This window comes from Sporosarcina beigongshangi, assembly GCF_033485195.1.
Lineage (GTDB): Bacteria > Bacillota > Bacilli > Bacillales_A > Planococcaceae > Sporosarcina > Sporosarcina beigongshangi.
Map to the genome: position 1 here is coordinate 1 of NZ_JAWLIR010000028.1, position 12,468 is coordinate 12,468.

The window sequence follows — 12,468 nt, forward strand, 5'->3', positions numbered from 1 at the left end:
GCAAGAGTAGGACGTCGCCGGGCGCAAGGTCATTGCCAATAGGTAGTGGCTTTTTTTGTTGTTTAAAAATAAGAAACTATTAAAATGTAATGTTGATAATTTTATTATAAGAATGGGAAGCTCGTTATACGGGCTTCCCATTCTTATTGCAATAAATTTATCTCTAAAAATTATAAATTATTATTGCGATGATAAATTAGTTGTACAACACCAGAGAAGAACGTTCTTGTATTAACCATTTTTAAATTCAATCTCTGTTTTATATCAATAAACATCGGTTTTCCTTCTCCTAAAATAACAGGGTGAACGGACAATCTAAATTCATCAACCAGTCCTAAATTGATAAAAGTTGTAATGAGACTTGCTCCGCCGTATAGCCAGATATCCTTACCTGGGCTATTCTTCAATTTATTAACTTCCTCGGAGATATTTTCATTGATAAATATTGCTTGGTTATCAGTTTCTCGTTGAGTTCTAGAAAACACATATTTTTTTTTACTATGGACCAATTTCCAAATTTCTTTTTCGGTATCTGAATCTTTAGCTTCTGGCATATATCGTCCCCATAAATCGTAGCTTTTTCTGCCGTATAAAATAGTATCAATTTGATTCAAGAAATTAGTGAAACCCATATCTGGTTCCATAATACACCAATCAACTTCTCCGTTTTTCCCTTCAATAAAGCCATCTAAAGTTACCGCTAAATCTAAAATTATTTTTCTTTGTCCCACATTATCTGACATAACTCTACCTCCGTTCATCATTCAGAAACAAGTTACTAAGTACTTGTTCACTTTAACACTGTTACGAATATTTGTTCCTGTTTGATTGTAGCAAGTATTTGGCGAGGTATCAAATATTACACGCCTGTTGATTAACCAAAAAAATAACTTAATCAAACATTAGGTACTCTGTGTAAAGTTTTCTTTTGTCTCGCTCTGGATTGAACGACTTCTATACAATAGCCGTGATATTTTATGTGTAGGATGCGACTTCGTCGCATCCTACACATTCTGTTCGGTAATCGTATTTTGGGACGAGAGAATAGAGGGCTTTTTAACTGGAGAGGGCCGCCAAAGATACAATTTTGGCGGCTAAAGCTTTTACCATGGGCTTTTCCATTGTTATTTTAGGTAGTGTCAATTTCTGATAAAACTTGCTGAAAAGTAAAGTGAGAATACCTTGTACAACGTACAAGAATGCCCGAAATTTCATCTTCGGGCACTTACAGCCTCTATAGAAAGTCATCTATTCTTTTCTTCTCAAACAACTGCGTTTTTCCCTTAAACAGTGTAGGTACGCGACAGGCAACTATTCACAACGGGATGACCGAAAATAATGTATCTAGAAATGACGAAGTCATTTCTAGATACATTAACCACCGCGGGGGAGGAATAAACTGCAATTCCTCCTTGGTAAAGATGTCGTGAATAGTTAGCCGAGAGCCAACCGGAAACGACTTAGTGAAAAAAGTGATTTTTAAGCTTTTATTTGCCTGCGATTTATGCAAGGTAATGATTAATCAACAGACGTGCAAATATCAACATTTATTATTAGCGTTCCTTGAATTCATTCACTATCAGCGATACGATAATGGTAATGAAGGGGGTCTTTGATATGCAAATGGTTCTTATTATATTCGCAATTAATATCGTCTATGTAACTTTCTTTACGGTGCGCATGATTTTAACGATGAAAGGGTATAGGTATATTGCTGCCGCCGTTAGCATGGTAGAGGTTGTTATTTATGTTGTTGGTCTTGGTTTGGTGCTTGATAATCTGAATCAATTTCAAAACTTAGTTGCCTATGCGATTGGTTATGGATGCGGCGTTATTATAGGAACGAAGATTGAAGAAAAGATGGCACTCGGTTACATTACTGTAAATGTGATTACGGCGGAAGAGAATTTGAAATTGCCGGTTATACTAAGGGAAAAGGGGTATGGAGTGACGGATTGGTCGGCCAATGGTTTGGACGGTGATCGATCGGCTATGCAGATTCTAACGCCACGTAAATATGAACTAAAGCTTTATACGGTAATTAAGGAAATCGATCCGAAGGCATTTATTATTGCGTACGAAGCAAAAACGATACATGGTGGCTTCTGGGTGAAAACGGTGAGGAAAGGAAAGTTGTTTAAATGAATCAAAAAAAGACTGTGTGGTTTGAAGTGGGAGAAGAAGAAAGCATTGATGACTGTTTGAAAAGAATGGCTGCCGATGGGTATACGGTTGCTGGCAGGAAGGAAGAGCCGTTATTTACGGAAGTGAATGGGGAGTACGTTCCAGTTCGCCAGCTAATCAAATTCAAAGGCGTTCTTACATAAATCGAAAATGATGAAAAGACGAACGATGGAAAAAATTAATATATTATTGTTCGGATTTTACCGTTGACGAATGCACTTAGTCTTGATAAAATGTGTAGAGTAAATAGAATCCCCATATATACTAAGGAATTGGCCTTAGTGTTTCTACCAGGGCACCGTAATGCCCGGACTATGCGGGAAAGCGACTTTTCAAGAAACGTAGCGAAGGGTGTGTGGGTACCAATGGGTGCAATCATCTTGACGCATATTTTAACGTCCTTGAATAATCTGCTTTTCACGCGTGGTGAAGAGCAGTTTATTCAAGGACGTTTTAATTTGAATCAGCAGAAGTTCCTGTAGCTGTCGCTTCGCTTTCAGTATAAAAAATTGCTGATTCAAATTAAGCCTTCGACGTACAGGACGCAATTACGCCTCGACGTAATTGATTTTTGAACGGTAAAACAACAATGAACTGTGAGTATAAAGGAGCGGATGATAAGTGGAACCAAAAATCGGTGTGATTATGGGAAGCAAGAGTGACTGGGAAACGATGAAACATGCGTGTGATATTTTGGACGAGCTTGCTGTACCTTACGAGAAGAAGGTTGTCTCAGCGCATCGTACGCCCGATTTCATGTTTGAATATGCAGAGCAAGCCCAAGGACGCGGAATACAGGTAATCATCGCTGGTGCAGGTGGGGCAGCTCACTTACCAGGAATGGTTGCTGCAAAGACATTACTTCCCGTGATTGGAGTACCGGTTCAGTCAAAGGCGTTGAATGGCATGGATTCTCTACTATCGATTGTTCAAATGCCAGGTGGGGTGCCAGTTGCTACGGTTTCCATCGGTAAAGCAGGTGCTACCAATGCGGGTCTACTTGCTGCCCAGTTCTTAGGTGTCAATGATCTTGTTTTAATGAAGCGCCTAGAAGACCGTCGTCAGCAAATGCGCGATATTGCATTGGAAAGTAGCGGTGATTTAGTATGAAAACTATTTTACCGGGACAGACAATCGGAATTATTGGTGGAGGACAGTTGGGTCGAATGATGGGACTTGCTGCGAAAGAAGCAGGATTTAAAATAGCTGTGCTAGATCCTGTTATGGACTCGCCTTGTGGCCAAATTGCCGATATTCGAATTGTTGCTCCTTATAACGATGAGGCGGCACTTGAGGAGCTTGGTGAGGTCAGTGATGTGATCACATATGAATTTGAAAATATAGATTACGAAGGCTTAAACAGACTTACGCAAATCGCGCATGTCCCACAAGGCGCTGAGCTTGTTCGGATTACACAGAACCGAATCAATGAAAAAGCTGAAATTACTGCATCGGGTGCGCCTGTTGCTAACTATGTGACGGCACAAACATTTGAGGAGTTAACAACAAAAATTGCTGACGTAGGCTTCCCATGTATCGTCAAAACAGCATTTGGTGGTTATGACGGAAAAGGACAAGTTAAGATTGACCGTCAAGAAGATTTACGTGAAGCAGAGTCACTGTTTGTTCATTCAGCATGTATCGCAGAAGCTTTCGTGCCGTTTACGAAAGAAATTTCGGTCATCATACAGCGTAACGCAGCAGGCCAATCGTATTGCCTACCTGTTGCTGAGAATATTCATAAAAACCATATCTTACACGAATCAATCGTGCCTGCACGAGTAGGTCAGAACGTCATTGCACAAGCTGAAGAGGCAGCGACGAAAATTGCTGATTATCTTGACCTTGTTGGGACATTGGCAGTTGAAATGTTTGTTCTTGAAAATGATGCTATTGTCATTAATGAATTAGCACCACGCCCTCATAATTCGGGTCATTATTCGATTGAGGCTTGCAATGTTTCGCAGTTCCATCAGCATATTCGTGCTGTTTGTGGATGGCCGCTTCGTGAGCCAAAACTATGGGCACCATCTATTATGGTGAATGTACTTGGTCAACATGTGGCGCCACTCAAAAAGGTTGTGACGAATTATCCTGATTGGTCCATCCATTTATACGGAAAAGCAGAAGCGAAAGACAATCGGAAAATGGGGCATGTGACGATCATGACGGACAATATTGAAAAGCTGTTGGAAGAGATTGAATCCACAGGGATTTGGGCTTAAAAGGGGGATACTTATGATTGGGTATCAAACTCGGCAGATTATAAATTCAGTTTTTAAACGGCTCCGTCCTGATTAATGAATTGACGGTCGCTTATCTACATTTCAATATTTTAGAGAACAACTAATCTAATTCCATTTGGGAGGAAAAAAGACATGACGAAAGTAAACGTATACGTAACACTCCGTGAAAGTGTTGTTGATCCACAAGGAATTGCAGCAAAAGAAGCGCTTCAAACGATGGGTTATCAGGAAGTCGAAAACGTCCGCATCGGAAAATTGATTGAACTTGAACTAGCGGGTTCAGTTACAGAAATCGATGCACGTGTCAAAGAAATGTGCGACAAGCTTTTGGTCAATAAAGTTATCGAAGATTACCGATACGAAATCGGGGAGGTTGCGGGCAAATGAAGTTCGCTATTCTAGTATTTCCGGGATCGGGCTGTGACATCGATATGTATCATGCGGTAAATGAAGTATTGGGCAAAGACGCACAATATGTTTGGCATACAGAAGCTAACCTTGAAAACTATGACGCGGTACTTATTCCAAGTGGCGCATCATATGGCGATTATCTTCGTCCAGGTGCACTGGCACAAAGCTCGCCAGCTATTGAGGGACTGAAAGCATTTGCGGCGTCAGGCAAACCAGTACTAGGTGTAGGAAACGGATTCCAAATTCTTGCGGAAGCAGGTCTTCTACCAGGTGCTTTCCTACGCAACAAAGGTTTGAAATTCAGGTCAGGCAAAGCAAAGTTGACAGTCCATAATACGGATTCGAAATTTACGGCTGATTATGATAAAGGCCAAGAAATTACCATCCCATTTGCCCATGAACATGGCAACTATTATGTGGATGAACAAACTGTAATGGAACTAAAAAATAATAACCGTATCGTCTTTACCTATGCGGATGGCAATGTGGATGGTAGTACTGAAGCCATTGCTGGCGTGTTGAATGAACAAGGAAATGTATTTGGCATGATGCCACTTCCTGAACGTGCAGTTGAGGAAATTATCGGGGGTACAGACGGATTGCCTCTATTCAATTCAATCTTAAAAAGGTGGAGTGAAAATAATGTCAGCCAAGCATGAACCAAGCACACAGCAAGTAAAAGATGAAAAGTTATACCTACAAATGGGAATGACCGATGAAGAATTCGAACTTGCAACAAAAATGTTAGGTCGCCTTCCAAACTACACAGAAACAGGTCTGTTCTCTGCTCTGTGGTCTGAACATTGTTCATATAAAAGCTCGAAACCAGTTCTTCGCAAATTCCCAACTGAAGGAACACGCGTCCTTCAAGGTCCTGGTGAAGGTGCGGGGATTGTAGATATCGGTGATAACCAAGCAGTTGTTTTCAAAATGGAATCACATAACTCACCGTCTGCTATCGAACCATTTATCGGCGCAGCAACAGGTGCTGGTGGAGTGTTACGTGATGTTTTCTCTATGGGATCTCGCCCAGTAGCGCTCGTTAACTCATTACGTTTTGGGGATCTAACAGATGCACGGGACCGTTTTTTATTCGAAGAGGCGGTTGCGGGGATTGCTAGTTACGGCAATATCATTGGTATTCCAACGATTGCGGGCGAAGTACAGTTCGATAACTGCTATTCAAAACGTCCACTGGTCAATGCGATGGCTGTTGGTTTATTAAACCATGAAGATATTCAAAAAGGTGTGGCTTCGGGTGTAGGGAATACGGTGATGTATGCGGGCGCTACAACAGGACGCGACGGTATTCACGGTGCAACGATGTCATCATCTGAAGTAGCTGTGGGTGAAGATACGGCGCCACCGGTTATGCAAGCAGGGGATCCATACCTTGAGAAGCTTGTCATGGAGGCTTGTCTTGAGCTTGTTAAATCAGATGCTTTGATCGGAATTCAAGATATGGGTGCGGCGGGACTTACTTCGTCAGCGGCTGAAATGGCATCCAAAGCGGGTTATGGCGTTGAGTTGAATCTTGATTTGGTGCCACAACGTGAAGAAGGCATGACGGCTTATGAAATGATGCTGTCAGAATCACAGGAGCGTATGTTAATTGTTGTTAAAAAAGGCCGCGAACAAGAAGTGACGGACCTTTTTGCGAAATATAGCGTTGAAGCTGTGTCAATCGGGACAGTAACGGATGACAAAATGCTACGTTTACTTCATAAAGGTGAAGTCGTTGCGGAAGTATCAGCTGATGCACTGGCTGAGGATGCACCCGTTTATCATAAAAAATCTGAGGAGCCTGCTTACTTTAGAGCGTTCCAAGCGCAGGAAATAACAGAACCTGTGGTTAGGGATTTGCAGGCAACATTGAAAGACTTATTGCAACGTCCGACGATTGCTTCTAAAGAATGGGTTTATAATCAATTCGATACACAAGCACGTTCAAACACTGTCGTTGCACCAGGTTCATCGGCAGGGGTTATTCGTGTAAGTGGAACGAATAAAGGGCTTGCGATGACATCTGATTGTAACTCGCGTTTTGTTTACCTTGATCCGGAAACAGGTGGGAAAATTGCAGTTGCGGAAGCGGCGCGTAATCTTGTTTGTTCGGGTGCAGAACCGATTGCGATTACGGATTGCTTAAACTTTGGTAGTGCGGACAAACCTGAAGTATTCTGGCAGCTTGAGAAATCAGCTGACGGTATTTCTGAAGCGTGCATTAAGTTGAATGCCCCTGTTATTAGTGGGAATGTTTCTTTATCCAATGAAGTGAATGGTGTTCCAATCTATCCGACACCAACGATTGGTATGGTTGGACTTGTCCACGACTTATCACAAGTAACAACAACTGCATTCAAGCAAGCTGGCGACGCAATTTATGTGATTGGCGAAGCAGGACTTGATTTTGGAGGCAGTGAACTTCAACAGATGGTGGATGGTACGATTTCTGGTCAAGCACCGGCAATTAATCTTGACGTTGAAGCGGCCCGTCAAAACGCAGTGTTGACAGCGATTCAAGAAGGACTTGTTCAATCTGCAACAGATTTATCTGAAGGCGGCTTTGCCATTGCGCTTTGCGAAAAAGCGTTCGATGCAGAAGGTCTTGGCGCAGAAGTAACAGTTGCAGGATCTGCTGTTACGGCATTGTTCAGTGAAACGCAATCTCGTTTCCTTGTCACTGTTAAAGAAGAAAATACAGCAGCATTTGAAGCGGCTGTAGCAGATTCAATTAAGGTCGGAGTAGTTACAGCTGGAGATCGACTTGTTATAAATGGTGAAAATGGTGTGTTAATTGACGGTGCGGTTGAAGAATTCCGTTCTGCTTGGAAAGGGGCTATCCAATGCTTGCTGAACTCAGAGGCCTAAACGAAGAGTGCGGTGTGTTTGGCATTTGGGGTCATGTAGATGCGGCGCAGATCAGTTATTATGGTCTGCACGCATTACAGCACCGTGGGCAAGAAGGTGCCGGGATTGTAACGAAAGACGGTAAAAAGTTACATGTCATTAAAGGCGAGGGTCTTGTCAACGATGTATTTTCGGGTAATGAGATTGAAAACTTAAAAGGTAATGCTGCCATTGGGCAAGTACGTTATTCATCGGAAAATGGCCGTGGCATTGAAAATGTTCAGCCACTTGTTTTCCGTTCAACGACGGGCAGTCTATCCGTTGCTCACAACGGAAACATTGTCAATGCGGTTGAATTGCGTGAGCATCTTGAACGTCAAGGTAGTATTTTTCAGACTAATTCAGATACAGAAGTGCTTGCACATTTAATCAAAAAAAGTAGTGGTTCTTTAAACCAGCGCGATCGAGTGAAAAAAGCATTGGCAATGTTAAAAGGGGCTTTTGCCTTTGTTATTTTAACTGATGATGGACTGATGGTAGCGCAGGATCCGAATGGTTTACGTCCATTATCTCTTGGGAAAATGGGTAATGCTTGGGTTGTGGCGTCTGAAACATGTGCGTTCGATATCATCGGTGCAGAATGTGTTCGTTCGGTTGAACCAGGCGAACTGATTATCATTAATGATAAAGGACTTCACTCTGAGCGTTTTGCACCAGCAGGGGATTCCGCAATGTGTTCTATGGAATATGTCTATTTTGCGCGTCCTGATTCGGATATCGATGGCATTAATATTCATATGGCACGCAAGCGTTGTGGTAAACAGCTGGCACGTGAAATGGCGCATATTGAAGCGGATGTTGTCACAGGTGTACCGGATTCAAGTATTTCGGCAGCTATTGGATTCTCAGAGGAAAGTGGCATACCTTACGAGCTAGGGCTTATTAAAAGCCGTTATGTTGGCCGTACATTCATCCAACCTTCCCAGGAATTACGTGAACAAGGTGTTAAAATGAAACTGTCTCCAGTGCAACAAGTTGTCAAAGGAAAAAGAGTTATCGTAGTGGATGATTCGATTGTTCGTGGGACGACGTCTAAACGTATTGTGAGGATGCTGAAAGAGGCAGGGGCAACAGAAGTTCATCTTGTCAGTGCTTCACCTCCACTTGTTTACCCATGTTTCTATGGCGTAGATATTAGTACCGATTCAGAATTGATTGCGACGGATCGGACGGTTGAGGAAATTCGCGAGCTTATTGAAGCTGATTCATTAACATTTTTGTCGCCTGAGGGCATGTTGAAAGCAATTGGGCGTTCAGATAGTATGAAAAATTGTGGGCAATGCCTGGCTTGTTTCACGGGAGAATATCCGACAGAAATCTATTCAGATACAGTTCTACCGCATAAAAAAGAAATCGTTTGATAGGGAGGCTTTTGCATGTCGAAGGCATATGAAAGTGCAGGGGTAAATATTGAAGCTGGCTATGAGTCAGTTGAACGGATGAAGTCACATGTTGCACGTACTGCTCGTAAAGGTGTTGCAGGAACGTTTGGCGGTTTTGGCGGTATGTTCGATCTTTCTGCGCTCGATTACAAAGAGCCAGTTCTGATTTCAGGTACAGATGGTGTCGGAACAAAGTTGAAGCTGGCATTTATGGCAGATAAGCACGACACAATCGGTATTGACTGTGTGGCTATGTGTGTCAATGACATTGTTGCACAAGGTGCAGAGCCACTTTACTTCCTTGATTATATTGCGCTTGGCAAAGCTGTACCTGCAAAGGTTGAAGCGATTGTTAAAGGAATTGCGGATGGCTGTGTTCAATCTGGTGCAGCATTAATCGGCGGAGAAACGGCAGAAATGCCAGGTCTTTATGAAGTCGATGAATACGATTTAGCCGGCTTTGCAGTTGGTGCATGTGAAAAGAGCAAGATTGTCACAGGCGAGAAAGTCGTTGCTGGCGATGTGATTGTTGGAATTGCTTCAAGTGGTATTCATTCTAACGGTTATTCTTTGGTCCGTAAAATTGTTCTTGAAGATAATGGCTATGCGATTGATGGTGTTATCGATGGCTACGAGGATCTTGGAACAGTTGGCGATGCACTTCTTGAGCCGACGAAAATCTATGCCAAGCCTGTTCTACAAATGCACCAGGAATTAGACATCCATTCGATGGGTCATATTACAGGCGGAGGATTCTTTGAAAACTTGCCACGTATGTTTGCTGATGGATTTGGAACAGAAATTGACCTTGGTTCATGGCCAGTGCTTCCAGTATTCAATATGCTGAAAGAAAAAGGCGACCTGTTGGATAAAGACTTGTACAGCGTCTTCAATATGGGTGTTGGCTTTGCCGTTGCACTTCCAGCTGATCAAGCAGAACGTGCGATAGCCATTGCCGAACAGCATGGTGAAAAAGCGTACAAAATTGGACGTGTCGTAGCTGGTGAAGGTGTTACATTCATAGGCGAACATGACGGAAGTCTTGCCAAATGACTCGTAAAATAAAAATTGCCGTTTTCGCATCTGGAAGCGGCAGTAATTTTGCTGCCATTGCAGAAGCCTGTCAACTCGGTGAGCTGAATGCTGAAATCGTCCTAATGGTGACGAATAAGCCCGAAGCCTATGTCGTCGAACGCGCTAAACAAGCAGGCATCCCAGTCGCAGCATTTCGTTCAAAGGAATTTAACTCAAAAGATACATACGAAGAAGCGATCCTTGAAGCACTTCGTGAGGCTGGAGTGGAATGGCTTGTCTTGGCAGGCTATATGCGCCTCATTGGTCAACCCTTGCTAGAGGCGTATCCTACCAACATCGTCAATATTCATCCGTCCCTACTGCCATCGTTCCCAGGAATCGATGCCATTGAACAAGCAGTCGAGCATGGCGTCAAAGTAACAGGCGTCACAGTTCACCTTGTTGATGAAGGAATGGACACAGGGAAGATATTGGCGCAACGTGCTGTCAATGTAGCCGATGGCGATGTTAATAAAACAGCAGAAGCGATTCATGCTGTAGAACACGATCTGTATAAAGAAACATTAAATAGCCTGTTTAGCCGGTAACTTTTTACCGGCTTTTCTTATAAAAAGGTTAAGGCGGTCATAACACGGTCCATGGCGGTCATAATGACATTCGTGGCGAGCATAACGCATCTCGTGGCGGTCATAAATAGTTCAGTTCAACTTATTAAGTAAACATTGATGTTAGTACTACCAAAAATGGAGGGTTTATTCGTGAAAAAACGTGCACTGCTTAGCGTATCAGACAAAAGTGGTATTTTGGAATTTGCAAAAGTATTGGAAGGTCTAGGCTATGAGCTACTATCTACTGGCGGCACAATGAAGCATCTCGCAGAAAATGGCATTGCGGTCACAGCTGTTGACGCAGTGACCGGCTTCCCTGAAATCATGGAAGGCCGCGTGAAAACACTCAATCCGATGATTCATGGCGGACTGCTTGCGAAACAAGACGACCCGTCACACATCGCACAAATGGAAGAACACGGCATTCAGCCAATTGACATCGTTTGTGTCAACTTGTATCCGTTCAAAGAAACGATTTCAAAACCCGATGTGTCAACTGATGATGCTATCGAAAACATTGATATCGGCGGACCAGCTATGCTTCGTGCTTCTGCGAAAAACCATGCATACGTGACAGTAATCGTTGATGCAACAGACTATGAGCAAGTCATTGCTGAACTAACAGCAGACGGCCAAACAACACTTGCAACACGCAGACGTCTTGCGGCAAAAGTATTCCGTCACACAGCGGCATACGATGCACTGATTTCAGGTTACTTAACAGACCTTGCTGGTGAGGAATTCCCAGAGCAAGTCACATACACATACGAACTGAAACAGCCACTACGTTATGGCGAAAATCCACACCAAAAAGCGGCATTTTATAGTCGTCCACTTGGTTCTGATTTCTCAATTGCCTATGCACAACAACTGCATGGTAAAGAGTTATCGTATAACAATATCCAAGATGCGAACGCAGCGATTCAAATCGTCAAAGAATTCGAAGGTCCAGCTGCTGTCGCTGTGAAGCATATGAATCCTTGTGGCGTTGGAACAGGTGAAACGATTTTTGATGCGTTTAATAAAGCCTATGAAGCAGACTCGACATCTATCTTCGGCGGTATCATCGCCTTAAACCGTGAAGTAGATGCGGCAACTGCTGAAAAATTATCGGGCATCTTCCTTGAAATTATCATTGCACCTGCTTTCACAGAAGAGGCAATTGACATCTTGACACAGAAGAAAAACATTCGCTTAATGACGATTTCATTTGATCAAAACAAAAAAGACCAATGGAATACAGTTTCTGTTGAAGGTGGATTGCTAATGCAAGAGCCGGATGCTTATGGTTTTGCGGATGCAGACATCAAAGTTGCAACAGACCGTGAGCCAACAGAAGAAGAATGGCAAGCAATGAAATTGGGCTGGGCTGTTGTCAAACACGTCAAGTCGAATGCCATTGTTGTAACAGACGACCATATGACACTTGGTGTGGGTGCTGGGCAAATGAACCGTGTTGGCGCGGCGAATATTGCGCTTACACAAGCCGGCGAACGTGCGAAAGGTGCAGCACTTGCATCGGATGCATTTTTCCCAATGGATGATACGGTCGAAGCAGCGGCAAAAGCGGGCATTACGGCGATTATCCAACCAGGTGGATCCGTGAAAGACGAAGATTCCATCAAAAAAGCCAATGAATATGGTATTACGATGGTATTTACAGGCGTCCGTCATTTCAAACATTGAGGAGGA

At 43.0% G+C, this 12,468-nt stretch carries 12 protein-coding genes and 1 riboswitch; of the genes, 11 read left to right on the plus strand and 1 reads right to left on the minus strand.

Annotated features, from left to right (window positions below; translation table 11 throughout):
* Window positions 1-170: 170 nt before the first annotated feature.
* Window positions 171-743 carry a dihydrofolate reductase family protein gene (locus R2B77_RS12625; RefSeq protein WP_203248514.1) on the minus strand — a complete coding sequence of 191 codons (573 nt, stop codon included), beginning with the start codon at window positions 741-743 and terminating at the stop codon, window positions 171-173.
* An 874-nt stretch (window positions 744-1,617) separates the two neighbouring features.
* Between R2B77_RS12625 and R2B77_RS12630 the strand changes: the two genes are divergently transcribed.
* The 11 genes from R2B77_RS12630 (at window position 1,618) to purH (ending at window position 12,462) form a co-directional block, all read left to right on the plus strand.
* Window positions 1,618-2,145, plus strand: a complete 528-nt coding sequence (locus R2B77_RS12630) for a DUF2179 domain-containing protein (protein WP_322555716.1) — start codon at window positions 1,618-1,620, stop codon at window positions 2,143-2,145.
* Window positions 2,142-2,327 carry an NETI motif-containing protein gene (locus R2B77_RS12635; RefSeq protein ID WP_203248516.1) on the plus strand — a complete coding sequence of 62 codons (186 nt, stop codon included), beginning with the start codon at window positions 2,142-2,144 and terminating at the stop codon, window positions 2,325-2,327. Before R2B77_RS12630 ends, R2B77_RS12635 begins: the two co-directional genes overlap by 4 nt.
* 92 nt (window positions 2,328-2,419) lie before the next feature.
* A riboswitch (purine riboswitch) is annotated at window positions 2,420-2,519 on the plus strand.
* Between the two features lie 286 nt (window positions 2,520-2,805).
* Window positions 2,806-3,294: a 5-(carboxyamino)imidazole ribonucleotide mutase gene (gene purE / locus R2B77_RS12640; RefSeq protein ID WP_203248517.1), complete on the plus strand. Its 489-nt coding sequence runs from the start codon at window positions 2,806-2,808 to the stop codon at window positions 3,292-3,294.
* Window positions 3,291-4,409, plus strand: coding sequence for a 5-(carboxyamino)imidazole ribonucleotide synthase (gene purK, locus R2B77_RS12645; protein ID WP_203248518.1), 1,119 nt, complete (start codon window positions 3,291-3,293; stop codon window positions 4,407-4,409). The genes purE and purK overlap by 4 nt, the downstream gene beginning before the upstream one ends.
* Before the next feature lie 153 nt (window positions 4,410-4,562).
* A complete protein-coding gene (gene purS, locus R2B77_RS12650; protein WP_203248519.1) occupies window positions 4,563-4,817 on the plus strand; it encodes a phosphoribosylformylglycinamidine synthase subunit PurS in 255 nt (84 codons plus the stop codon).
* Window positions 4,814-5,500: a phosphoribosylformylglycinamidine synthase subunit PurQ gene (gene purQ / locus R2B77_RS12655; RefSeq protein WP_203248520.1), complete on the plus strand. Its 687-nt coding sequence runs from the start codon at window positions 4,814-4,816 to the stop codon at window positions 5,498-5,500. The genes purS and purQ overlap by 4 nt, the downstream gene beginning before the upstream one ends.
* Window positions 5,484-7,712, plus strand: a complete 2,229-nt coding sequence (purL, locus tag R2B77_RS12660) for a phosphoribosylformylglycinamidine synthase subunit PurL (RefSeq protein WP_203248521.1) — start codon at window positions 5,484-5,486, stop codon at window positions 7,710-7,712. The genes purQ and purL overlap by 17 nt, the downstream gene beginning before the upstream one ends.
* Window positions 7,688-9,112 carry an amidophosphoribosyltransferase gene (purF, locus tag R2B77_RS12665; RefSeq protein ID WP_203248522.1) on the plus strand — a complete coding sequence of 475 codons (1,425 nt, stop codon included), beginning with the start codon at window positions 7,688-7,690 and terminating at the stop codon, window positions 9,110-9,112. Before purL ends, purF begins: the two co-directional genes overlap by 25 nt.
* 15 nt (window positions 9,113-9,127) lie before the next feature.
* The gene (gene purM, locus R2B77_RS12670) at window positions 9,128-10,186 is read left to right on the plus strand and encodes a phosphoribosylformylglycinamidine cyclo-ligase (protein ID WP_203248523.1); all 1,059 of its coding nucleotides are present in this window, start codon (window positions 9,128-9,130) and stop codon (window positions 10,184-10,186) included.
* Complete coding sequence (purN, locus tag R2B77_RS12675) at window positions 10,183-10,755, plus strand: phosphoribosylglycinamide formyltransferase (protein WP_203248524.1); 573 nt, start codon at window positions 10,183-10,185, stop codon at window positions 10,753-10,755. The genes purM and purN overlap by 4 nt, the downstream gene beginning before the upstream one ends.
* 171 nt (window positions 10,756-10,926) lie before the next feature.
* Window positions 10,927-12,462 carry a bifunctional phosphoribosylaminoimidazolecarboxamide formyltransferase/IMP cyclohydrolase gene (gene purH / locus R2B77_RS12680; protein WP_322555717.1) on the plus strand — a complete coding sequence of 512 codons (1,536 nt, stop codon included), beginning with the start codon at window positions 10,927-10,929 and terminating at the stop codon, window positions 12,460-12,462.
* Window positions 12,463-12,468: the final 6 nt, after the last annotated feature.